Source organism: Stenotrophomonas sp. TWI273, assembly GCF_039674765.1.
GTDB lineage: Bacteria > Pseudomonadota > Gammaproteobacteria > Xanthomonadales > Xanthomonadaceae > Stenotrophomonas.
Genome location: NZ_JBDJOA010000011.1, coordinates 24,420 through 48,340, shown reverse-complemented (window position 1 = coordinate 48,340; position 23,921 = coordinate 24,420). Strand labels below are relative to the sequence as shown.

The following is a 23,921-nucleotide window of genomic DNA, read 5'->3' as shown; positions in this document are numbered from 1 at the left end:
ATCACCGCACGCCATGTGCGCCGAGCTGCCGGGAGACCTGGCATGAGCACGCTGCGCGATGCCATGAGCCACGCTGCGCTGGGCTGGGTCAAGCCGGAGCTGGACGAGACCCTGCGCCAGGTGCGCAACGAGGTCGAGTACTACGTGGAAGACCCTGCCGATGGCAGCCGGATGCGCTTCTGCGCCGGCTACCTGCACCAGGTGCAGGGCACCCTGCGGATGGTCGAGCTGTATGCCCCGGCGATGGTGGCCGAGGAGCTGGAGCAGTTGGCCAATGCGATCGGTGCCGGTGAGGTGCCCGACCGTGATGAAGCCTGCGCCACGTTGATGCGTGGCAGCGTACTGCTGCCCGATTACCTGGAGCGCCTGCAGAACGGTCACCGCGATATTCCGATCGTGCTGCTGCCGCTGCTCAATGACATCCGGTCGGCCCGCGCCGCCCCGGGCATCAACGAGAGCGTGCTGTTCGCCTTCGCGCCGGACAGCGCGAGCGCCACCGAAGCCGAGCTGGATCACGCGCGCGGCAGCCTGAGCGGGCGCAACCGCGAACTGCTCGATACGGTCGGCAACGCGGTCAAGGAAGAACTGCTGCGCATCAAGGATGCGCTGGACCTGCACCTGCGTACCGGTGGCGAGCCGGTGCAGCTGCAGACCCAGGTCAACGAGCTGGGCGCGGTGGCCGATACGCTGGGCATGATGGGCCTAGGCGTCGCCCGCGGCGTGGTCGTACAGCAGCGCGATGCGCTGCGCGAAGTGGTCGAGGGCGTGCAGCAGATCGATGAAACGCTGCTGCTGGATATCGCCGGCGCGCTGCTTTACGTGGATGCCTCGCTGGATGACCAGGTCGCCCATCTGGGCGCCGGCGGCAGCGGCGAGGACGATCCGAGCGCGGTGGAGAACCGGCGCACAGTGGAGGTGCTGGCGCATGAAGCCATCGCCAACTTCGCTGCGGCGCGCGAGCATTTCGTCGCCTTCATCGAAACCAACTGGAACCACCAGCAGCTGCAGGAAGTACCGCGCCTGCTCGGCGAGGTCGCCGGTGCCCTGCGCATGCTGGATCTGTCGGTTCCGGCCGATTACCTGCAGGGCGTGCGCCAGTACATCGCCGTTGAACTGCTCGGCAAGCAGCGCGTGCCCAGCGGGCGCCAGCTGGACACCCTGGCCGACGCCATGGCCAGCCTGGAGTATTACCTCGAGGCCCTGCGCGAACGTCGCCCGGGCCGCGATGACATTCTGGACATCACCCGCAGCAGCCTGGAAACCCTGCGTTACTGGCCGCTGCCGGCTGCCAACCAGCCGACCCCCGATACCGGACCGGAGTCGTTGCCGGTCGCGGCCGAACCCATCGAGCTCACGCCGTGGGACACGCCTGCACCCGAGCCGATCAAGCTCGGCGTCACCGCCGACATCCCGCGCCCGGCCAACCTGCCGCCGCCGCTGCCGGACTTCACCTTCGATCCGCCGCCGGCGATCACCGCCCCCCTGCCCATGGCACCCGTGGCGCTGGTGTTCGACGCCTCCACCGCCCCGGTCGCCGCCGATGCGCCGCAGTGGACGCTGGCCAGCCATGACGATGTGGACGAACTGCCTACGTTTGCCCATTTCGATCCGGTCATTGCCGACGTGCCGGCCGGCGCCGCGTGGGACGTCGCGCCGCTGCCCTCCGTGCACGCCGATGCTGCGCAAGATGAGGTGGATGTGGCGACGCCGGAGCGTGCGCCCGAGGTTTCGGACGTGTCGCTGGAGATGCCGGCCTTCGTGGCCACGGGCGCCGGGTTCGATCCGGTGGCCGCCGAGCACGAGATGCTGGAGCTGAGCGACGAGCCGATCGAATTCACCTTCGATGAGGACCTGCGCAACGCCGACGACGTGGTGTCGCTTCAGATCGATGACAGCGACAGCGACACCGACACCGACACCGATAGCGTTGCTGCGCAGACGGCCGCGTCCAGCCCGTTCGCGCAGCGCGCGGTGGATGTGGAGGCCCTGCCGACGTTTCTGCAGGAGATTCCGGTGGCCTCGGCGGACGACGGTGTCGCCGAGCCGATCGAGGCGTTCATCGATGGCACCGACACGGTGCCGCAGGCCGCGGCAGATGCCGCGCTGCCGCCGCCCGCCGTGCAGGATGCGGTCATCCGCCGTATCGAGCTGGACGACGCATCCACCCGCTTCCTGGCCGAACTGGACGCCGCCGCCGCGCAGTTCCGCCCGGAAGGGGCCGACACCGGTACCGTGCCGGCCGCGTCTGCACCGGCAAGCCCGGCAGTGGCCGTGGCCGCCGACGACACCAGCATCGAGGCCGGCTTCGAGGACGATGGCGAGAACATCGACCAGGACATCCGCGAGGTCTTTATCGAAGAGTTCGACGAAGAACTGGTGAACCTGGGCAACCTGCTCCCGGCCTGGCGCATCGCGCCGGACAACCTGGACCGCCTGCGCCCGATCCGCCGCGTGTTCCATACCCTCAAGGGCAGTGGCCGGCTGGTCGGTGCGCGTACGTTGGGCGAGTTCAGCTGGAAGATCGAGGGCATGCTCAACCGCGTGCTCGACGGCAGCCGTCCGGCCTCGCCGGCCGTGGTCGCCCTGGTCGGCCAAGCCTACGAGGTGCTGCCGCAGCTCAACGCCGCGCTGCGCGATGGCAGCCGTGTCACCGCCGATCTGCAGGCCATGCAGGCCATCGCCGATCGTGTGGCCGCGGGTGAGGAGACCTTCCATGTGCCGCTGCAGCGTGCGGCTGCAGCGCCCGTGGCGATGGCCGTGGACAGTGGGACGACTGACGCTGCGCCGATGATCGAGAGCACACCGGCCAATATCGACAGTGTGCTGCGCGAGATCCTGGAAGCCGAGGTCGAGGTCCATCAGGCGACGCTGCAGGCGTGGCTGGATGCCGCCACCGATGCACCGCAGCCAGTGACCGACGGGCTGCTGCGCGCCGTGCACACCATGAACGGCGCCTTCGCCATGACCGACGTGCCGGAGATCACGGCGGTCACCGGTGCGGCGGAAAGCTACATCAAGCGTTCCCTGGCCGCCGATGTACTGCCCAGCGCGGCAGGTATGGACGCGCTGGCCGAGACCTGCATCGCGATCACCACCACCATGGCGGCACTGCAGGACGAGGCGCCGCGGGTGCCGGTGCAGAACGCATTGGCGGCCCGCCTGGTTGCCCTGGCCGATACGTTGCCGGAAGCGCGCTGGCCGGCACTGGTCGAGGACGATCTGGACCTTGTGGATGACGAACCGTACGCCGAGGCGACTGAAGCGGCAGATGCGGGAGCATTCAACGAAGCGGCGGCTGCAGATGCCGTGGAAGCGGCTGCCATCGACGTGGATACAGTCGAGGGCAGGGCAGCAGACGCGGATACGGTTGAAGCGGTTGAAGCAGTCGAAGCCGTCGAAGCGGTTGAGGCCGTTGAGGCATACGACGTCGTCGAAGCAGCAGATGCGCACGACGCTACGGTTACCGACGAGCAGCAGGCCGGGATCGATGCCGATGGCCTGAGCGTGATCGAGCCCGGTCGCGCGGTCGCTGTGGCCGACGACGATGCCCTCATCGCCATGGAGCTGACGGGCACGGACGACCTGTCCGCCTATTTTGATGCCGAGCTGCCGGACACCGCGCGCGAAGCAGATGCGCTGGCGTCGCCGGACGTCGCGGCCGACGCGGATCTGGCGTCTGTGCATGCAGGCCTGGAAGCAGTCGAGCTGACCTCGGCCGAGGATCTCTCACGTTACTTCGATCATTTCGCCGAGCCGGTCACGCCGGAACGTCCGGTCGACGTCGGCGCTGAAACCGCCTCCGCCTCCAACACGGATACGGATACGGATACGGACACGGACACGGACGCCAGGGCCGAAGCCGAAGGCGTCGCAGACACCGCGACCGACACCCGGTCCGGCGTGGAAGCGGCGACCGTGGACGTCGCCGACGGTCCGGCCGCTGATGTCGATGCCCATGCCCATGCCGTTGAGCAGGACAGCGACTATGCGGTCGCTGTCGATGACGCGGCCAACGACAGCGGGAGCGACACCGATCCGGACAGCGAGGAAGATGCGCACGCGCTGGATGAGGTCCTGCCGCCGCCGCCGGCCTTTGGCGAGGTGGTGGACGCCCAGCAGGCGGTGGATGACGGTTTGACCGTCGTCGATGCGCCGGATGCCTCCGATACCGGCGTGCTCGGTCTGGACGCCACGGATGAGAACACCGGCGAAGCCGATGCGTTCGCCGAGGCGATCGAGGCCACGGCGCCCGATGTCTCCGCCGACGCGGCCACCCCGGCGCGCTTCTTCGAACTGGAGGACGCACCCGCTGCAACCTTCACGACCGCCCCGGAAGCCGATGATGTCCGCCCCGTGGACGCCACCGACAGCGACGACCTCGCGCCGGGCGATGCGCTCGATTTCACCCTGCTCGACCAGGAGCTGGTCGATATCTTCGTGGAAGAGGGCAAGGACCTGCTCGACCACTGCGATGGCCTGATCAGCGAACTGCGTGCCGCGCCCCAGGACCGCGACGTGATCGCCGGCCTGCAGCGCGACCTGCATACCCTCAAGGGGGGCGCGCGCATGGCCGGGATCAATCCGATCGGCGATCTTGGCCACGGCATTGAATCGCTGCTGGAAGCCGTCGCGGCCAACCGCACCGATATCGACCGCAGCGACGTGCATCTGCTGGAGCGCGGGTTTGATCGCCTGCACCAGCTGCTGACCCGAACCGGGCAGCACCGCACCGTGGCGATGCCCGACGACCTGATCGCCGCGTTCGAGCAGCGTACCCAGGGCCGTGTCGAGCCGGAACAGATCGAGACCGCCGAGCCGCCGCTTGCGTCCGGCGATGCCAAGGTCGAGGCCGCCATCGCCGCGCTCGTGGCGGCGCCGCTGTCGGCACCGGTCCCGCTGGAAACCGTCAGCGAGGAAGATGGTCTGCCGCGGCCGCAGCAGGAACAGGTGCGCGTGCGCGCCGATCTGCTCGACCGCCTGGTCAACCACGCCGGTGAAGTAGCGATCTACCGTTCGCGTCTGGAGCAGCAGCTCGGTGCCTTCCGGGGTGCCATGGGCGAACTGGACCGTACCAATGCCCGTCTGCGCGATCAGCTGCGTCGCCTTGATCTGGAAACCGAAGCGCAGATCGTGGCGCGCTATCAGCGTGAGCAGGACCAGGCCGATCACAAATTCGACCCGCTGGAACTGGACCGCTTCTCCACGCTGCAGCAGCTCAGCCGCGCGCTGAACGAGTCCGCGGCTGACTTGGGCGGTCTGCAGGGCGTGCTGGACGATCTGTCGCGCCAGTACGACGTGCTGCTGCAACAGCAGTCGCGCGTCAGTTCGGAGCTGCAGGACGGCCTGATGCGCGCGCGCATGGTGCCGTTCGATGGTCTCGTGCCACGCCTGCGCCGGGTCGTGCGCCAGGCCGGCCAGGACACCGGCAAGCAGGTTCACGTCACCCTCGAAGGGACCCACGGCGAACTGGATCGCAACGTGCTCGACCGCATGGTCGCGCCGTTGGAACACATGCTGCGCAACTCAGTGGCGCATGGTCTGGAAACCCCGGAACAGCGCGGGGCCGCGGGCAAGCCGGAGGAGGGCGAAATCGCCATCCGCCTGCGTCGCGAAGGCTCGGAAATCGTGCTGGAAGTGGCCGACGATGGCGCCGGGCTGGACCGCGAGGCGATCCGTCGCCGCGCCGAACAGCGTGGCCTGATCGCCGCCGATGCCGTGCTCGGCGATGCCGAACTGGATGCGATGATCTTCTCGCCCGGCTTCAGCACCGCCGACCAGGTCAGCCAGCTGGCCGGCCGTGGCGTGGGCATGGACGTGGTCCACAACGAAGTGCGCCAGCTGGGTGGTTCGGTGGACATCCACTCGGTCAGCGGCCAGGGCGTTACCTTCACCCTGCGCCTGCCGCAGACGTTGGCGGTCACCCAGGCGGTGTTCGTGCAGATCGGCGAGACCACCTTTGCCGTGCCGGTGGCCTCGGTCAGTGGTATCGGCCGGATCTCGCGCGAGCGCTTTGAAACCGCCAACGGCGGCTACCACTACGGTGGCGAAGAATTCGCGTTGCATGATCTGGGGACGCTGATCGGCCAGGCCCAGGCCCGCGCCGAAGGCCAGGCCCAGGTGCCGCTGCTGCTGGTCCGCGCTGGCGACCTGCGCGTGGCCGTGGCGATCGACCAGGTGCTGGGCAACCGCGAAATCGTGGTCAAGCCGGTCGGCCTGCAGATCGCTTCGGTGCCGGGCATCTACGGTGCGACGATCACCGGCGATGGCCGCGTGGTGGTGATCCTGGACGTGGCCCCGCTGGTGCGCCGCTACCTGGCCAACCCGCACAAGCCGATCACCGCCGCAGCCAAGGTCAGTGATCGCGATGTACCCCTGGTGATGGTGGTCGACGATTCGCTGACCATGCGCAAGGTCACCGGCCGCATCCTGGAGCGCCACAACTTCGAGGTCACGGTCGCCCGTGACGGTATCGAAGCACTGGAGCGCCTGGATGAGCGCGTGCCCGACCTGATGCTGCTGGATATCGAAATGCCGCGCATGGACGGTTACGAGCTGGCCAGCGTCATGCGCGCCGACCCGCGCTACCAGGGTGTGCCGATCGTGATGATCACCTCGCGCAGCGGCGACAAGCACCGTCAACGCGCCTTTGAACTCGGTGTCCAGCGCTACCTGGGCAAGCCGTACCAGGAACTGGATCTGATGCGCAACGTGTATGACCTGCTGGGGATCGCCCGTGCACGCGAGTGATGCCCATCCCCTGTTGACGGTGGCCCTGCTGGCCCGTTCCGGCCCGGCACGCGACCGCCTGCGCGAAGCGCTCGACCATGCCGGCGCCCGCGTGGTGCTGGAGGACGACCCCAACACGCTCGACCTGCAGGTCCTGCGTGATGCCGATCCCGGTGCGGTCCTGATCGCGCTGGAACCGGCAATCGAAGACGCCCTGGAGCGGTTGGATCCGGTGCTGGGTTCGCCGTCATTGACCCTGATCTTCGACGAAGCCGAGCTGGCTGCACGCCGCGACGGCTGGGAAGCGCAGCGCTGGGCACGGCATCTGGTGGCCAAGCTGCACGGCCATCAGGACGTGCTGCCGCCGGGTTCGGAACAGGACCAGCAGCTGCAGCCCGAACCGGGTCTGCCGGTCACCCCGGCGCAGCTGCATGCCGACGCACCGCTGGCGTTCCATCTGCGCGAAGCCGAGGATGCGGCAGCCGAGGTGCCGGCCGATGGCCTGTACCAGGCGCCGGCGGAGTTGCACGAGCCGGTGTCGCTGGAAGAGGCGCTGGCGGCGCTGCAGCCGGTGGCGCCCGAGCCGATCGCACCGGCGATTCCACCGATTCCGGCCTCGGCACCACCCGCCGCGGCCGCTGCCATATCGATCGGCGATCACCGCCGGTGGTCGCTGGTGGACGATGACGGTGCTGTTGCGGCGCCCCCGTCGATCAGCGACACGGCGCCGGCACCGGAGCGCTTCGACATCGAACGTCTGTCACTGGTCGAGCTCGAACCCGAGGCCGGTTCCGCCGGTGGCTGCGCGGGCGCGGTGCTGGTCCTGGCCGGCATCGGCGGGCCGGATGCGCTGCGCCGCCTGCTGGCCGCGCTGCCCGAATCGCTGAACACCGCCGTCCTGGTGCATATGCGCCTGGACGGCGGCCGCTACGGCAATCTGGTCAAGCAGATGGCACGGGTGTCCGCACTGCCGGTGCTGCTGGCCGAGGACGCCCAGCCCGTTGAAGCCGGCCAGGCCTACATCCTGCCCGACGACATCGGCATCGCCGTGCGGCAGGGCAGCCTGCAGTTCATCGCCGACACCGCCGGCATCCAGATCGAGGCATTGCCGGCCGCGCACAGCGGCGTGGTCCTGCTCAGCGGCGCGGACGCCGCCCAGGTGGACGCCGTGCTCGCCCTGGCCGCCGCCGGTGCCTGGGTGGCCGGTCAGATCGGCGAAGGCTGCTATGACCCGACCGCGGCCAGTGCGGTGGTTGCTGCCGGGCAGGACGCCGGGGAACCGCCGCAGTTGGCCGCCACCATCGCCGCACGCTGGGGCGTGGACGCCTGAGTGGCGCCGACGCACCTTTGAAGGAAGATCCATGAGCTACGCCAGCAACGACGAAATCCGCGGTGTCCTGATCCAGGCCGGGCACGAACGCGTGCTGCTGCCCAACGCCACCGTGGCCGAAATGATGTCCAAGGTGCCGGTCGAAACCGTTCCCGATGCGCCGGCCTGGCTGGTCGGACAGATCGCCTGGCACGGCTGGGACGTGCCGTTGCTGTCCTTCGCCCGGTTGTCCGGGCAGGGTGACGAGCCGGTGGTGGCCAACAACAAGGTTGTCGTGCTCAAGGCGCTGGGCGGCAATCCGCGCCGGCCCTACTTCGCGCTGCTGACCCAGACCTTCCCGCAGCTGATCGCAGTGCCGCGCGACGGGCTGTTGGCCGACGCCTCCGAGGAAACCCTGCCGCAGGGCGTGCACATGCGCGTGCTGCTGGGCGAACAGAGCGCGCTGCTGCCGGACCTGGACGCGCTGGAAGCGGCGCTGGACGAATCCTTCCCCGTGGCGGGGTGAGGTTGCGCATTCGCGAAACCTCCCCGCGATTTGCTTCGCAAACCGCGGGCCCCCCGCGTCACAATCTCCCAGATCCACGCGCCTGCCGGCGCGCCCCCTTGACTCAAGGGGGCTATGGCTCCAGATAAATCAAGGGGGCAGAAGGAACAACGTTGTTTCTCAGCCCAGATCGCCCAACCGTGCCTGCACGGCAGCGATCGCCGCCAAGCCTGCGGTCTCGGTGCGCAGCACGCGCGGGCCCAGCTGCAAGCCCTGGAAGCCCGCCGCGGCCAGCGCCTGGCGGTCGCGCGGCGACCAGCCGCCTTCCGGGCCGATCGCGATCACCACCCCGCCCGGTGCGGCCGAGAGCGTCGACAAGCGATGCTCGCCCTGTGGATCCAGGGTCAATTTCAATGCCTCGGCCGGGACCGCGTTGGCGGCGTCCTGCAGCGAGCGCGGCGCGGCCACGGTCGGCACGCGGGCGCGGCCGGATTGGCCACAGGCCGAGACCACCACACTGCGCCAGTGCGCCAGTCGCTTCTCGGCACGCGCTGCATCCAGCTTCACTTCGGTGCGTTCGGCGTTGACCGGCACGAAGGCCTGCACCCCGAGTTCGGTCGCCTTCTGCAGGATCAGGTCCATCTTTTCCCCGCGGGCAATGCCCTGCAGCAGGGTGATGTGCAAGGGCGATTCGTTGTCCAGCGCGGTGGCCGCCTCGATCCGTACCTGCGCATCGCGCTTGCCGACGGTCACCAGGGTGGCGCTGTAGTCCTGGCCATCGCCGTTGAACAACACGCAGCCATCGCCTTCGCGCAGGCGCATCACGCGCACCAGATGGTTGGCGGCGTCTTCGGGCAGTGCCAGTGTTTGTCCGACCGCCAGCGGATGGTCGATATGGCTGCGGGTCATGCGCATGCGATGGCCTCGTCGATGGCGGCGAGGGTGGTCAGGGCAAGCAGGTCCAAGTGTTCATCCTCAACGCAGTACGGCGGCATCCAATACAGCACATTGCCCAGTGGGCGCAGCACCACGCCGCGTTTGAGCGCCGCTTTATAAGCATGCAGCCCGATCCGGGCCTCGGCCGGGAATGGCGTGCGTTTGTCGCCGTTGCGGGTCAGCTCGAAGGCCACCACCATCCCGGCCTGGCGTACATCGGCGACATGCGCGTGGTCGGCGAACGGTGCGGCCAGGGTGCGCATCACCTCGGCAGTGCTGCGGTTGCGTGCAATCACGTCTTCGTCGGCGAAAATATCCAGGGTCGCCAGCGCGGCGGCGCAGGCCAGCGGATTGCCGGTGTAGCTGTGCGAATGCAGGAAGGCGCGCTCGCGTGAATCATCCAGGAAGGCGTCGTACAGCGCCTGGGTCGCCAGCACCGCCGACAGCGGCAGGAAACCGCCGGTCAGGCCCTTGGACAGGCACAGCAGGTCCGGCATCACCCCGGCCTGCTCACAGGCGAACATCGTGCCGGTGCGGCCGAAGCCGGTGGCGATCTCATCGGCGATCAGGAAGGCACCATTGGCATCGCACAGCGCGCGCGCACGCTGCAGATAGACCGGGTCGTACATGCGCATGCCCCCGGCGCACTGCAGGCGCGGTTCCAGGATCACCGCGCAGATTTCGCCCGGGTGCTGGTCGAACAGCGTGGCCAGTGCATCGGCCGCCTGGTGCGCGCGCTGGGCGGCACTCTGGCCCGGTTCGGCCAGGTAGGCGTCGGGCGACGGGGCGAACAGCGCCTCGGTCAGCAGCGGCGCATACACGCGCCGATACAGCGGGATATCGCCGACGGACAGCGCCCCCAGGGTTTCGCCGTGATAGCCGTTCTCCAGCGCGACGAACCGGGTGCGGTGGTTCTCGCCACGGTTGCGGAAATAGTGGAACGCCATCTTCAGCGCCACTTCCACCCCGGCCGAGCCGTTGTCGGCATAGAACACCTTGGCCAGCGGGTCGCGCCCGGCCTGGCGGGGGGCGATCGCCAGCAGGCGCTCGGCCAGCCGTACCGCCGGCTCATGACTGAAGCCGGCCAGCATCACCTGTTCCAGCTGGGTGGCCTGCTGGGCAATGGCCGCACCGATGCGCGGTTGCGCATGGCCGAACAGATTGGTCCACCAACTGCTCACCGCATCCAGATAGCGATGGCCGTCATGGTCGATCAGCCACGGGCCTTCGCCGCGGGCGATCGGCAGCAGGGGCAGGGTGTCGGGATGCTCACGCATCTGGGTGCACGGGTGCCACAGCACGGCCAGATCGCGTTGCCGCCACTGATCGGCCAGCGTGAGGGGGGCTGGGTCTGCTAGCATTTCGGGCTCATGAACACGTTTTCACCAGTACCCATTCTAGAGATGCTCGCATGAGCCGTCGCCTGCCCATCATCCACCAGATCACGGACGAGGAAAGCGGGCCGTTCCAGCGCCAGCATCTGGATCTGGAGTTTTCCAATGGCGAACGCCGCCGCTTCGAGCGGCTGGTGACCCGCGGTCACGGCGCGGTGGTGGTGGTGCCGATGCTCGATGACGAGACCGTGCTGCTGGTGCGTGAATACGCCGCCGGCATGCACCGGTATGAGCTGGGGCTGGTGAAAGGCCGCATCGATGCCGGCGAAACCCCCGAGCAGGCCGCCGACCGTGAGTTGAAGGAAGAGGCCGGTTACGGCGCCCGCCGGGTCGACGTGCTGCGCGCGATGACCCTGGCCCCCACCTATATGAGCCACCAGTCCTGGCTGGTGGTGGCGCGGGATCTGTACCCCGAGCGCCTGGTCGGTGATGAACCGGAGGAGCTGGAGGTCGTGCCGTGGAAGCTGGCCGATCTGGACCAGTTGATGCTGCGCGAGGATTTCTCCGAAGGCCGATCGCTGGCGGCGCTGTTCATCGCACGCGAGTGGCTGGGGCGGAAGGAATGATCAAACTCACGACGGATCTGCGCGAAACCGTCATCGCCATCGCCCAGGACGCGGCCGCCGCCATCATGGCGGTGTATGCCACGCCGTTCGATGTGGAAATCAAATCCGACCACAGCCCGGTCACGGCAGCCGATCTCGGCGCCAACCAGGTGATCGAGCGTGGGCTGGCCCAGCTCACCCCGGAGCTGCCGATCCTCTCCGAAGAATCGGCGCAGGTGCCGTGGGAGATCCGCCAGCACTGGGGCGCCTACTGGCTGGTCGATCCGCTGGATGGCACCCGCGAATTCGTCAAACGCAACGACGAGTTCAGCGTCAACATCGCACTGATCTACCAGGGCGCGCCGGCGTTCGGCGTGGTGCTCGCCCCGGCCACCGGCCAGATCTGGCATGCGATGCGCGGCGAACTCGCCTACCGCCGCGACGGCATGCGCGATTCGGTGCTGCGCACCCGTACGCCCGCTTCGGCCCCGCTGCGGGTAGCCGCCAGCCGCTCGCACCGCAGCGAGCAGACGCAGGCGCTGCTGGATCGCATGGGCGATATCGAGGTGCTCGCCCAGGGGTCCTCGCTCAAGTTCTGCCGCCTGGCCGAAGGCACGCTGGACGTGTACCCGCGGCTGGGCCCGACCTCCGAGTGGGACACCGCCGCCGGGCAGTGCGTGCTGCACGCCGCCGGGGGCGCGGTGCTCTCGGCCGAGACCGGCAAGCCGTTCCGCTACAACCGCCGCGAGAGCCTCTTGAACGGCGACTTCATCGCGCTGGGCGATACCCGCCTGCCGTGGCGCGCGTGGCTGCCCGCCTGACCTGACTGGAGCAACGATGCCTGCCACCCCCGAACTGGACCGCCTGCTGGGCATCATGGCGCGCCTGCGCGACCCGCTGCAGGGCTGCCCCTGGGACCTGCAGCAGGACTTCGCCAGCATCGCGCCGTACACCATCGAAGAAGCCTACGAGGTCGCCGATGCGATCGACCGTGGCGATCTGGATGACCTCAAGGATGAGCTCGGCGATCTGCTGCTGCAGGTGGTCTTCCACGCGCAGATGGCGCAGGAGCAGGGGGCGTTCGGGTTTGCCGACGTCGCCCGCGCGATCAGCGACAAGATGGAGCGTCGCCATCCGCACGTGTTCGCCCAGGTCCAGGTGGACGGGGCCGAGGACGTCAACAGCAACTGGGAGGCGATCAAACGCGCCGAGCGCGTTGCCAAGGGCCACACCGATACCTCGGCGCTGGCCGGCATCTCGCGTGGCCTGCCGGAGTGGCAGCGGGCGGTGAAGCTGCAGGCACGCGCGGCACGGGTCGGGTTCGACTGGCCGGGCCCGGCGCCGGTGATGGACAAGGTGCGCGAAGAACTGGACGAAGTCGCCGCGGAATTCGCGCGTGGCCCGGTCGAGGAAAATCACGCGCGCCTGCAGGAGGAGCTGGGCGATCTGCTGTTCGTCTGCGCCAACCTGGCCCGCCACGCCAAGGTCGATGTGGGCGCTGCGCTGCGTCTGGCCAACCACAAATTCGAACGACGCTTCCGCGCGATGGAGGCCCAGGCCGATGCAGCGGGGCAGTCCATGGCCGCGCTGGATCTGGAGGCGCAGGAGGCGCTCTGGCAGCAGGCCAAGGCGGACGAGCCCGCCGCGTGAAGACGCTGCTGCTGTTCGTGCTGACCGCCGTGGCCGAAATTGTCGGCTGTTACCTGCCGTGGCTGTGGCTGCGCAAGGACGGCAGTGCGTGGCTGCTGCTGCCGGCGGCCGTCAGCCTGGCGCTGTTCGCCTGGCTGCTGACCCTGCACCCGACCGCCAGCGGGCGCGTCTACGCCGCCTACGGCGGGGTCTATATCGGCACCGCGCTGATGTGGCTGTGGCTGGTGGATGGCATCCGCCCCAGCCGCTGGGACCTGCTCGGCGTCGGCCTGTGCCTGGCCGGCATGATGGTCATCATGTTCGCCCCGCGCACCGCCTGAACCTGGTTGACGGCCCGCCAGGGCACTTCCCGATGCCGGTGTGAAGGTGCCGTGGCTATACTCGGCGTTACGAATCCGGGGAAAGGGAGTGACCTGATGTTTCCGACCATGCTGTTCTCGCTGGTGCTGGCCTTCGTGGCCGTCGTCATCCTCTTCAAGGCCGTGCGGATGGTGCCGCAGGGCTACGAATGGACCGTGGAGCGCTTCGGCCGTTACACCCACACCATGTCGCCCGGCCTGCACTTCCTGATCCCGATCGTCTACGGGGTCGGCCGCAAGGTGAACATGATGGAGCAGGTGCTGGACGTGCCGAGCCAGGAAGTGATCACCAAGGACAACGCCGCCGTGCGCGTGGATGGCGTGGTGTTCTTCCAGGTGCTCGATGCGGCCAAGGCGGCCTACGAGGTCGCCAATCTGGAGGTGGCGATGATCGCGCTGGTGCAGACCAACATCCGCACCGTGATCGGCTCGATGGATCTGGATGAATCGCTCAGCCAGCGGGAGGTGATCAACGCCCAGTTGCTGAGCGTGGTCGACCATGCCACCAACCCGTGGGGCGTGAAGGTGAACCGCATCGAGATCCGCGATATCCAGCCGCCGCGCGATCTGCTCGATGCGATGGCGCGGCAGATGAAAGCCGAGCGCGAAAAGCGCGCGCAGATCCTGGAAGCCGAAGGCTCGCGTCAGTCCGAGATCCTGCGCGCCGAAGGCGAGAAGCAGGCCACCGTGCTGGAGGCCGAGGGCCGCAAGGAGGCGGCCTTCCGCGATGCCGAAGCGCGCGAGCGCTTGGCCGAGGCGGAGGCCAAGGCGACCACGATGGTCTCCGAGGCGATCGCCCAGGGAGACGTGCAGGCGATCAACTACTTCATCGCGCAGAAGTATGTGGAAGCATTCAAGGAACTGGCGACCTCGCCGAACCAGAAGCTGGTGCTGATGCCGATGGAGGCCAGCGGCGTGATCGGCTCGATCGCCGGCGTGGCCGAACTGGCGCGCGAGGCGTTCGCCAAGCAGGAAGAGAAGAAAGCCACGCGCGGCGTCCCGCCGCGGATCGGAGGCTGACATGCGCTGGGAAGTGGTGGCCTGGGGCGCGCTGGCACTGGTGCTGTTCGCCGCCGAGGCGCTCGCGCCCGGCGCCTTCATGTTGTGGATCGGGATCGGTGCGGCGGCCGTGTTCGTGCTGGTCGCGGTGTTCGCCGAGATCCCGCTGCTGTGGCAGGTGGTCGCCTTCGTGGTGCTCAGCGTGGTCTCGATCCAGTGCTACCGGCGCTGGGGGCGATCACACGATCGCCAGAGCGACCAGCCGCTGTTGAACCGGCGCGCCGAGCAGTTGATCGGGCGGGTGGTCGTGCTCGACCAGGGCATCGTGGCCGGCAAGGGCCGGGCCAAGATCGACGATGCATTCTGGGTGGTCGCCGGGCCGGATCTGCCGGCCGGCAGCCCGGTGCGCGTGGTGGCGGTGGAAGGGATGACGCTGAAGGTACAGCAGGCCTGATCCTCGGTTTTCCCGCACCGCCGCAGGCGTTGTGAAGACGGTTCTGGGATAATGATGGCTTGCCTTCATTCCCCCGGAACCGGTCATGACCCAGAAGACGCTTCTCAACGATACCCACCGCGCACTCGGCGCCAAGATGGTCGACTTCGGTGGCTGGGACATGCCCATTCATTACGGTTCGCAGCTGGACGAGCACCACCTGGTGCGCAGCGATGCCGGCATGTTCGACGTCAGCCACATGACCGTGGTGGATCTGCGTGGTGAGCAGGTCAAGCCGTTCCTGCGCACGCTGCTGGCCAACTCGGTGGACAAGCTCAAGGCCACCGGCAAGGCCCTCTACTCGTGCATGCTCAATGCCCGCGGCGGCGTGATCGACGACCTGATCGTCTATTACATGGCTGACGATTTCTTCCGCATGGTGGTCAACGCCTCCACCCGCGAAAAGGACCTGGCCTGGATCCGCGAGCAGGCGGCAGCCTTCAACGTGGAGGTCATCGAGCGCGAAGAGCTGGCCATCATCGCCGTGCAGGGCCCGACCGCACGCGAGCGCGTGATCGGCCTGCTGGGCGAGGGCGACCGCGCCGCGCTGGAAAAGCTGGGCCGCTTCGCTGCCCTGGAGACCGCCACCGCCGACGGCACCGCGCTGTTCGTGGCGCGTACCGGCTACACCGGTGAAGACGGTTTCGAGATCCTGCTGCCGCAGACCGCCGTGGTCGCCTTCTGGAATGCGCTGAGCGCCGCCGGCGTGCGTCCGGCCGGCCTGGGTGCGCGCGATACGCTGCGCCTGGAAGCCGGCATGAATCTCTATGGCCAGGACATGGACGAGGAGATCACACCTTATGAGGCCGGCCTGGCCTGGACCGTGGCACTGGACGAAGGCCGCGACTTCATCGGGCGCGACGTGCTCGAGGCGCAGAAGGCGGCGGGCAACGCCCGCCAGCTGATCGGCCTGGTCATGGATGAGAAGGGCGTGCTGCGTCACGGCCAGGCGGTGCTCGCCGCCAGCGGTGAGGGCGAGATCCTGTCGGGCACCTTCTCGCCGACCCTGGGCAAGGGCATCGCGTTCGCCCGCGTGCCGGGCGGCGAACTGGGCGAGGTCCGCGTGGATATCCGTGGCAAGCAGATTCCGGTCCGCGTGGTGAAGTTCCCGTTCGTGCGCGAAGGCCAGGCCCAGCCCGGCGTGTTGATCGACGGCTGATGCCGTGATGTATCCGGTGCGGACGCGTTCGTGTCCGCGCCGGTTGGTTACACTACCCCCGTTTCTTGACCCCCCCTGATATTCCTCGGAGCAGTCCCATGAGCGAGATCCCCGGCGACCTCAAATTCCTCAAGTCCCACGAGTGGGCACGCGTTGAAGGCAGCGGCCGCGTCACCGTCGGTATTTCCGACCACGCCCAGGGCCTGCTTGGCGACCTGGTCTATGTTGAACTGCCGGAGGTTGGCCAGGAGGTCAAGGCCGGCGAACAGGCTGCCGTGGTCGAGTCGGTGAAGGCCGCTTCGGACGTGTACAGCCCGATCACCGGCACGGTGGTCGAGGTCAATTCGGCCCTGAGCGACAAGCCGGAAACCATCAACGAAGACGCCTACGGCGACGGCTGGATCTATGTCGTCGAAGTGGCCGGCCTGGACGAAGTCAACGACCTGCTGGGTCCGGACGACTACGCCGAGCTGCTGGAAAACGAAGATCACTGATCGTCGTTTCCGCTGAAGAACGGCCGCCCGGTGCGGCCGTTTTTTTTTGCCCGCGCGTCGGGCGCGCGCCGATCGCGTTAGTAGTGCGTGAGGATTGCAGTGCGCGCGCGATGGGCGATGATCGCGACGGCTGGCTCATGACGATCGGTTCGGTGCCGATGCGCGCCGGCGATCTGGTCTGCGCCGACGCGCCAATGGCATGCCGAACAGGTATCCCGGCGGACGTGCGGCGATGTTCAACGGCGAACGCCAGGCGCGAACGTGTCGGTCCCGAACGGTCAAAAGTTTGCGCAGTTACGCAAATCGGGTGGAAAAAAGCGCGGGCAGATGTGAAAAGTTTTGCGGTCTGTTTAAGGTGCGCACGGGGAGTCCTGTGGCAGGGGTGATGGCATGCGATGCGCGCGTGGCGTTGCAGGACGGCGCACGGCGTTGTTGCGATGTCGCTACACGAAAGTGCTTCTTTTAAGTGCTTTTCTTTTCTGTGTTGCCTGTGTTCGGTTGCGTGGGGTGTTCGCGGTGGCGTTGGCATGGCGCTCTCGTCGGCTCGATGACGGGTACGCAGAGGGGGCCGCGGCAGGGTGCCGGTGTGAAAATTTTTCGCCGGGGTTGTTGACAGTGAAAAAAAGCGTGATTAGGTTTCGCCTCAGCAGACCTTGCCTGCGAACAGAGTGAGCAGAATCGACATCAAGTCGCGAAGCACAACCTGGACATCCACCTCGCGTCCGATGACGGTGGAGATGGCTTCGCTTCCTTCAGCGAACCGCAAGACCCTTCCTGATCCGATATCTGCCTGGCCGCATGTGGCAGGTGTCTCCGTATCCGTCACGACGCGCATGACGCGACGGCGGTCCCCGCGACGCAGCAACGGCGGGTTTGCTTTACCTGGGCGTTTCCACTCCATAGATCACTGACGAGGAGCCATCCCATGGCAACCAAGAAAGCTGCGAAGAAAAAGCCGGCCGCCAAAAAGGCAGCCAAGAAGGTCGCTAAAAAGGCGACTGCCAAGAAGGCCGTGAAGAAGGTAGCCAAGAAAGCCGCTGCCAAGAAGACGGTGAAGAAGGCGGCCAAGAAGGCGACCGCTCGCAAGGCAGCCGTAAAGAAGACGGCCAAGAAGGCCGTGAAGAAGACGGCAAAGAAGGCTGCGACCAAGAAGACCGCAAAGAAGGCAGTGAAGAAGACGGCGAAGAAGGCCGTCAAGAAGACGGCGAAGAAAGCCGTCAAGAAGACTGCAAAGAAGGCAGCTGCCAAGAAGACCGCGAAAAAGGCGGTAAAGAAGACGGCCAAGAAGGCGACCCGCAAGGTAGCCAAGAAGGCCGCTCCGAAGAAGGCTGCCAAGAAGACCGCCAAGAAGGCCACCCGCAAGGTAGCCAAGAAGGCCACCGCCAAGAAGGCGACTGCCCGCAAGGCTCCGGCCAAGAAGGCATCCGCGAAGAAGGCAGTGAAGAAGGTCGCAAAGCGCAAGCCGGCCGTTCGCAAGAAGAAGGCCGCGCCGGTCGCGCTGCCGGCAACCCCGGCACCGCTGATCTAAGTTTTTCCCGATAGCCGTACCTGAGACTCCTTCCCTGGCAGCCCAGCGGGGAAGGAGTTTTTTTATGGGCGATACCAAAAAACCAAAAAAAAGGCGGCCATCCGGCCGCCTTTTTCGATGCCACCTGCGGGCGGGATCAGCGCGGTGAAGCGACCGCGCGGTTCGACGAGACACCCTTGCGCTTGCCTTGCGGGGCGGCGTCTTCGGCCATCAGGTTGTCGCTGCCGAAGTCGGTGTCCACGTCCAGCCAGCGCTGGGTCGGCAGGCCCATGGCCTGGTCCAGTACGGTGGGCAGCAGGCCGCTGGGCAGGCTGCTTTCGCCGTTCCACATGATGGCAATGCCGAGGTCGCGCTCGGGCACCAGGGCGACCAGGCCGCGATAGCCCTGGACGGCACCGGCGTGGAAGATCACTTCATGGCCGGCGTAATCGAAGGTGCGCCAGCCAAGCGCGTAGCCGGCCGAGTTGAGGCGCTCGCGGCGCCAGCCCGAGCGCATCTCACCGGGAGTGCTGATCAGGCTGGCATGCAGCGTGGCCAGCAACGGAGCGGGCAGTACGTCGGGGCGATGGCCGGTGTGTGCCAGCAGCCACTGCGCCATGTCGCTGGCACTGGCGTTGACGCCGGCGGCCGGGGCGAGGCGGTAGTAGGTCGGCTTGGGCGTGAGCGCGACCCAGCCATTGCGGCTGCGCACATGCGGGCGTGCCCAGCGCGAGCTCGCCTGGATGCCGGCCAGGCCAAGGCTGGCATCGTCCATGCCCAGCGGCTTGAACAGGCGACGCTCGACGGACTGTTCGTAGAAGCTGCCGGAGGCGGCGTAGACCACATCACCGATCAGGCTGAAGGCCACGTTCTGGTAGGCGTAGCAATCGCCGGGCAGGCACTTGAGCGAGGTGGCCGCCAGCTTGTGGGTGAGTGTGTAGTACTCGGCGTTGGCTTCGACGTCGCGGTCATAGGCGTTGTAGGGCAGGCCGACGCGGTGGCTGAGCAGATCGGCCACGGTCAGGCGCTCGGTTGCTTCGGGCGTGCTCAACTGGAAGCCGGGCACGTAGTCGGTGACCTTGCTGTCCCAGCGCAGGGTGCCATCGTTGACCAGCAGGCCGGCCATGGTGCCGGCGAAAGCCTTGGACAACGAGGCTAGGCGGAACACGGTGTGGGCATCGACCTGCTGCGGATTGTTGACGTCGGTGACACCGTAGCCGCGCGCGCTGAGCACGCGGCCGCCCTGCACGATGGCAACCGCCATGCCCGGCACGCGCTCGCCGTAGGTGAGCTGCTGCGCCATCGATTCGATCGAGGCCACGTTGAAACCCTGCGCGGGCGGCTGCACTTTCAGGCCGGCCGGCGTGGTGCGATACGCGGCAGGCTGGGTATGCGGGGCGGCGGTCGGCGCCGATTCCTCGATGTTGACCGGGAACCCGGCGGGCGCAGCGGCGGGTGTCTGTGCAGTGGAAGACATGGCGATGGGCATCAACATGCCCAACAACCCGGTTGCCGCCGAACGGATCGGTCGGCGCCTGTTGTTCTGGTTCATCGTATGGGTGCCCGTGCGCGACTGCTGTGACCGATTCTAGCGCCGCTTTTCGTGATTGCACAAACGAATCGAAGATGAATGCGTATCGCGTTGAAAACGCGTGGGTTTTGCCAATCCCGAGCGGATCCGGCGCGCCGGGGGAGGGCGGTCCAGCGCACCCCTGTTCAGGCAGTGGCGGCGGTCCGGATCCAGTGTGCGGCCCGCTCGGCGATCATCATGGTCGGTGCGTTGGTATTGCCGCTGATCAGGCGCGGCATCACCGAGGCGTCCACCACCCGCAGCCGTTCGGTGCCGTGCACGCGCAGGGTGCCCGGATCGACCACCGCCTCGGCATGCTGCCCCATCGCGCAGGTCCCGACCGGGTGGTAGATGGTCTCGGCCTTGGCCCGGATGAAGGCTTCCAATGCTGCGTCGTCCAGCGCGTTGTGCGCGGGGAACACCGGCGCGCCGCGCCAGCGGTCAAACGCAGGCTGCTGCAGGATCCTGCGCGACAGCCGGGCGCATTCAAGCATCATCTTCAGATCGTGGCCGGCGGCGTCACCCAGGTAGTTGGCGTGGATGCGCGGCGGTGAGCGCGCATCGGCATCACGCAGGCGCAGCTGCCCGCGGCTGTGCGGGTGCAGCGGGCAGGCATGCAGCGTATAGCCATCGCCCGGCAGCCGGTGGCGGCCGTGGTTGTCCAGCATCGCCGGGACGAAATGGAACTGGATGTCGGCGCGGGCCTCCGTAGCCAGCGACGAGCGGGCGAAGCCGCCGGCCTCGGCCAGGTTGCTGGTGCCGGCGCCGCGGTGGCCGCGCAGGAAGTAGTCCACGGCGATGCGCAGTTCGCTGCTGCGGTCGTAGCTGACACCCGGGCCGGTGTGCACGACGGTGCAGATGTCCAGGTGGTCCTGCAGGTTGCGGCCGACACCGGGCAGATCCACGCGCGGGGTGATGCCGTGGCAGCGCAGCGTGTCCGCCTCGCCGATGCCGGAGAGCATCAGCAGGTGCGGGGAGTGGATGGCGCCGGCGCTGAGGATCACCTCCGCGCCCGCGCGTGCGTGGAGGTGGTGCGCGCCACGCCGATAGTGCACGCCGGTCGCCGTCGTGCCCTGGAAACTCAGCGCGGTCGCCTGCGCCCCGGTGAGCACCGTCAGGTTGCGCCGGTGGCGTGCCGGGCGCAGATAGGCGTCCGCGCTCGAACACCGTGCACCGTCGCGCTGGGTGACCTGGTACAGCCCGACGCCGAGCTGCTGGTCACCGTTGAAGTCCGCATTGTGGGGATGGCCGGCCTGCTGTGCGGCGGCGATGAAAGCGGCCGACAGGGGATTGTGGTGGCGCAGGTCGGACACCGACAGCGGTCCTGCGGCGCCATGCAGCGCGCTGGCACCGCGGCTGTTGCGCTCGCTGTGCAGGAACCAGGGCAGCACCTGGTCCCAGCCCCAGCCGATGGCGCCACCCGCTTCCCAGCCGTCGTAGTCGGCCGGTACGCCGCGCACGTAGCACATCGCATTGATCGAACTCGAGCCCCCCAGCACCTTGCCGCGCGGCCACCACAGGCGACGGCCCTCCAGTGCAGGCTCCGGCTCGGTCTCCAGGTTCCAGTTGATGCGGCGGTTGTTGACCAGCCGCGCCAACCCGGCCGGCATATGGATGAAGGGGTTGGTATCGCGCGGGCCCGCTTCCAGCAGCAGTACCCGGCAGGCCGGGTCTTCGCTGAGCCGGTGGGCCAGCACGCAGCCGGCAGAACCGGCTCCAATCACGATGTAGTCGTACATGCCGCTCCTTGCCGGGGTGCGCACCGAGCATAAGACAGGTTGGGGCAGGCAGGGGCTGCGGGGTGCGCCACGCAGCGTTGCGCCGATGGGCGTGCCGGAGGCTGGCGATGTTGCGGTGCATCGTTTACCTTGCGCGCTTCGACGCCCGGAGTTCCCCACATGCTGCCGTTGCAACGCCCCTTGTCCGCGCAGAGCGGGCAATGACCGCGGCGACCGGGACCGGCACGGCAGCCGGTGGGATGCTGAGTGCGTGGCGGCGTTCGCCGCCGCTGATCTGGGCTTCGCTGTACTTCTTCTGCCTGCTCAGCGGCTACTACGTCCTGCGCCCGGTGCGCGAAGCGATGGCGGCCTCGTCGGATCTGCAGACCGTGTTTCCGCTGCCGCTGATCCAGTGGTTCGCCGGGCACGGGATCGCCCTGCAGGACTTCGTGCTGCAGTTCCTGTTCACCTGCGTGTTCTTCATCATGCTGGTGCTGCAGCCGCTGTACGGCGCGCTGGTGAGCCGCTATCCGCGCCGGGTGTTCCTGCCGGCGGTGTATGGGTTCTTCATTGTCACCCTGCTCGGCTTCTACGTGATGTTCGAGACCGGCGTGCCCGGGCGGGGGATGGCGTTCTTTTTCTGGATCACCGTCTTCAACCTGTTCGCGGTGGCCGTGTTCTGGAGCTTCATGGCCGACGTGTTCTCCAACGTGGAGGCGCGCGCGTATTACGGCTATCTCGGCGCGGCCGGGACGATCGGCGCATTCCTTGGGCCGATCATCACCTCGGCGCTGGTGCAGCGGGTCGGCATCGCCAATCTGATGCTGGTCTCGGCCGGCTTCCTGTTGATCTGCCTGGGCTGCATCTGGCGGCTGCGGCTGTGGGCGGTGGCACGCGAACAGGAGCGGCAGCTGGTTTCCGGTGAGACGCCGATGGGCGGCAGCGTGTTCGATGGCCTGAAGCTGATCGTGCGTGAGCCGATGCTGCGCTGGCTGGCGCTGATGGTGCTGTTCGGCGTGGGCGTAGGCACGATGCTCTACAACGAGCAGGCCTCGATCGTGCGCCGCCTGTACCCAGATGCAGCGGCAAGCACGGCGTTCTTTTCACGCGTGGACCTGGCGGTGAACACGCTGACCCTGATCATCCAGCTTGGCTTCACGCGCTGGTTGCTGTCGCGGTATGGGATCGCCCCGGCGCTGTTGATTCCCGGCGTGGCGATCATCATCGGGTTCTCGATCCTGGCGGCCTCCCCGTTGCCCTTGATGGTGGCGATGGTGCAGGTCATGACCCGCGCCAGCGAATTCTCACTGGCCAAGCCGGCGCGCGAGACGATCTACACCCGTGTGGACCGCCAGTGGCGCTACAAGGCCGGCGCGGCGATCGACACCGTGGTCTACCGCGGTGGCGATCTGACCTTCGCCTGGGTGCACAAGGGACTGTCCCTGTTCGGTTCGCACATTGTGTTCGTTGGTGGGCTGGTCGTGGCCGGGGCGATGACCGTCGCAGCATTGGGCGTACTGCGCGAGGAAAAGAAGCTGCCGGGCGAGCGTCCGGAGTAAGCTCTCTGCAGTCTTCCAGGAACCTGAGCCCATGTATTGGATCGCGCTGTCGTTGACCCTGTTGGTCGCCCTGCTGCACGTGTATTTCCTGGTCCTGGAAATGTTCCTGTGGACCAAGCCGCTGGGCCTGAAGACCTTCCGCAATACGCCGGAAAAGGCGCAGGCCACGCGGGTGTTGGCGGCCAATCAAGGGCTGTACAACGGCTTCCTTGCCGCGGGCCTGTTCTGGGGGCTGTTCGATCACCTGCCGATGCTGGTCAACTTCATGCTGGGCTGCGTGATCGTGGCCGGCTACTATGGCGCGTACAGCGTCAACAAGCGGATCTTCTTCATCCAGGCTGTGCCGGCAATGCTGGCCGTGGCCGCGTGGTGGATGGTGCCGGCCTGACAGGTGCCAGCCACGCATGGCGTGGCGCTACCCTGCGACAGACGGATCGGATGCAGAGCCACCCCATGGGTGGCTGCGCGGCACAGATCAACGCTTGACCGGCGACACCCACATGGCGATCCGTGCCTCGAACACGGCCGTGCCGGCGTCATCGCGCACCTGCACCTTCACCGGCAGCGCGTAACCCGCCTCGGCCGCCACGATCGGCTGCTCCGGCGTGGCCACGGCATACTGGGTGCCCGTCGCCTTGGCCAGGTACTGCACCTCCATGCCCTTCGGGATCCAGCGCATGCCCTTGGGCAGCGACGCATCCACCATCAGCCCGGCGGTGAGCTCAGCCAGGTTGCACAGCGCGATCGCGTGCACCGTGCCGATGTGGTTGGTGACCTTGCGCCGGTGCGCGATGCGGCCTTCGCAGCGGCCCGGTTCGAGCAGCGTGATGCGCGGGGCGATGCTGGCGAAGTAGGGCGCCTTGACGCACACCGCGCGCGAGAACAGCCAGTTGCCGGCAGGCCAACGCTGCATGCGGCGGTAAAGCGTGAGCAGTGGAGCGGACATCGGGGGGTCTCCCTAAAGAAACGGCGGACCGAAGTCCGCCGTTGTGGTTTAC

General features: G+C 67.4%; 17 protein-coding genes and 2 pseudogenes. 13 read left to right on the top strand and 6 right to left on the bottom strand.

Going from position 1 to position 23,921, the window contains the following annotated elements; all coding sequences use genetic code 11:
* Positions 1 to 42: 42 nt before the first annotated feature.
* From ABE571_RS14070 to ABE571_RS14060, 3 genes are read left to right on the top strand one after another with little or no spacing between them, the layout of a single operon-like run.
* Positions 43 to 6,747 carry an Hpt domain-containing protein gene (locus ABE571_RS14070; RefSeq protein ID WP_346493873.1) on the top strand — a complete coding sequence of 2,235 codons (6,705 nt, stop codon included), beginning with the start codon at positions 43 to 45 and terminating at the stop codon, positions 6,745 to 6,747.
* Positions 6,713 to 8,056, top strand: a complete 1,344-nt coding sequence (locus ABE571_RS14065) for a chemotaxis protein CheB (protein WP_346493871.1) — start codon at positions 6,713 to 6,715, stop codon at positions 8,054 to 8,056. Before ABE571_RS14070 ends, ABE571_RS14065 begins: the two co-directional genes overlap by 35 nt.
* Before the next feature lie 31 nt (positions 8,057 to 8,087).
* On the top strand, positions 8,088 to 8,561 hold the full coding sequence (locus tag ABE571_RS14060; RefSeq protein WP_121039036.1) for a chemotaxis protein CheW: 474 nt from the start codon (positions 8,088 to 8,090) through the stop codon (positions 8,559 to 8,561).
* A 159-nt stretch (positions 8,562 to 8,720) separates the two neighbouring features.
* Here ABE571_RS14060 and ABE571_RS14055 read toward each other — a convergent pair whose 3' ends face one another.
* Both ABE571_RS14055 and bioA read right to left on the bottom strand, forming a co-directional pair.
* The gene (locus ABE571_RS14055) at positions 8,721 to 9,455 is read right to left on the bottom strand and encodes a 16S rRNA (uracil(1498)-N(3))-methyltransferase (RefSeq protein ID WP_346493869.1); all 735 of its coding nucleotides are present in this window, start codon (positions 9,453 to 9,455) and stop codon (positions 8,721 to 8,723) included.
* Positions 9,446 to 10,837 (bottom strand): adenosylmethionine--8-amino-7-oxononanoate transaminase, encoded by a 1,392-nt coding sequence (gene bioA / locus ABE571_RS14050; protein WP_313219740.1) that lies wholly within the window; start codon positions 10,835 to 10,837, stop codon positions 9,446 to 9,448. Before bioA ends, ABE571_RS14055 begins: the two co-directional genes overlap by 10 nt.
* A 50-nt stretch (positions 10,838 to 10,887) precedes the next feature.
* Here bioA and nudE point away from each other — a divergent pair, with 50 nt between their 5' ends.
* From nudE to gcvH, 8 genes are all read left to right on the top strand, one after another.
* Positions 10,888 to 11,436, top strand: coding sequence for an ADP compounds hydrolase NudE (gene nudE / locus ABE571_RS14045; protein ID WP_121039027.1), 549 nt, complete (start codon positions 10,888 to 10,890; stop codon positions 11,434 to 11,436).
* Positions 11,433 to 12,236, top strand: coding sequence for a 3'(2'),5'-bisphosphate nucleotidase CysQ (gene cysQ, locus ABE571_RS14040; RefSeq protein ID WP_121039024.1), 804 nt, complete (start codon positions 11,433 to 11,435; stop codon positions 12,234 to 12,236). Before nudE ends, cysQ begins: the two co-directional genes overlap by 4 nt.
* 16 nt (positions 12,237 to 12,252) lie before the next feature.
* Positions 12,253 to 13,065, top strand: coding sequence for a nucleoside triphosphate pyrophosphohydrolase (mazG, locus tag ABE571_RS14035; protein WP_313210499.1), 813 nt, complete (start codon positions 12,253 to 12,255; stop codon positions 13,063 to 13,065).
* On the top strand, positions 13,062 to 13,385 hold the full coding sequence (locus ABE571_RS14030; protein ID WP_313210501.1) for a YnfA family protein: 324 nt from the start codon (positions 13,062 to 13,064) through the stop codon (positions 13,383 to 13,385). Before mazG ends, ABE571_RS14030 begins: the two co-directional genes overlap by 4 nt.
* A 96-nt stretch (positions 13,386 to 13,481) precedes the next feature.
* Entirely contained in the window at positions 13,482 to 14,444 is a 963-nt protein-coding gene (locus ABE571_RS14025; RefSeq protein WP_046272684.1) for an SPFH domain-containing protein, read from the top strand.
* Position 14,445: 1 nt separating this feature from the next.
* Positions 14,446 to 14,877 carry an NfeD family protein gene (locus ABE571_RS14020; RefSeq protein ID WP_313210505.1) on the top strand — a complete coding sequence of 144 codons (432 nt, stop codon included), beginning with the start codon at positions 14,446 to 14,448 and terminating at the stop codon, positions 14,875 to 14,877.
* Between the two features lie 85 nt (positions 14,878 to 14,962).
* Positions 14,963 to 16,075: a glycine cleavage system aminomethyltransferase GcvT gene (gene gcvT, locus ABE571_RS14015; RefSeq protein ID WP_346493867.1), complete on the top strand. Its 1,113-nt coding sequence runs from the start codon at positions 14,963 to 14,965 to the stop codon at positions 16,073 to 16,075.
* Positions 16,076 to 16,173: 98 nt separating this feature from the next.
* Positions 16,174 to 16,569: a glycine cleavage system protein GcvH gene (gene gcvH / locus ABE571_RS14010; RefSeq protein ID WP_123730439.1), complete on the top strand. Its 396-nt coding sequence runs from the start codon at positions 16,174 to 16,176 to the stop codon at positions 16,567 to 16,569.
* Positions 16,570 to 17,493: 924 nt separating this feature from the next.
* Here the strand turns inward: gcvH and ABE571_RS14005 are convergent.
* From ABE571_RS14005 to ABE571_RS13995, 3 genes and pseudogenes are all read right to left on the bottom strand, one after another.
* Positions 17,494 to 17,973: pseudogene (locus ABE571_RS14005) on the bottom strand (hypothetical protein); the annotation flags it as partial.
* 260 nt (positions 17,974 to 18,233) lie between these two features.
* Positions 18,234 to 19,628: a serine hydrolase domain-containing protein gene (locus tag ABE571_RS14000; protein ID WP_313210510.1), complete on the bottom strand. Its 1,395-nt coding sequence runs from the start codon at positions 19,626 to 19,628 to the stop codon at positions 18,234 to 18,236.
* A gap of 164 nt (positions 19,629 to 19,792) precedes the next feature.
* Positions 19,793 to 21,416: pseudogene (locus tag ABE571_RS13995) on the bottom strand (choline dehydrogenase).
* Positions 21,417 to 21,585: 169 nt separating this feature from the next.
* Here ABE571_RS13995 and ABE571_RS13990 point away from each other — a divergent pair.
* Together ABE571_RS13990 and ABE571_RS13985 are read left to right on the top strand one after the other, a co-directional pair.
* Complete coding sequence (locus ABE571_RS13990) at positions 21,586 to 22,923, top strand: MFS transporter (protein WP_346493865.1); 1,338 nt, start codon at positions 21,586 to 21,588, stop codon at positions 22,921 to 22,923.
* Between the two features lie 31 nt (positions 22,924 to 22,954).
* The gene (locus ABE571_RS13985; protein ID WP_346493863.1) at positions 22,955 to 23,311 is read left to right on the top strand and encodes a DUF1304 domain-containing protein; all 357 of its coding nucleotides are present in this window, start codon (positions 22,955 to 22,957) and stop codon (positions 23,309 to 23,311) included.
* Positions 23,312 to 23,398: 87 nt separating this feature from the next.
* On the opposite strand, the gene ABE571_RS13980 is transcribed toward ABE571_RS13985, so the two are convergent.
* A complete protein-coding gene (locus ABE571_RS13980; protein WP_313219746.1) occupies positions 23,399 to 23,869 on the bottom strand; it encodes a hotdog fold domain-containing protein in 471 nt (156 codons plus the stop codon).
* Positions 23,870 to 23,921: the final 52 nt, after the last annotated feature.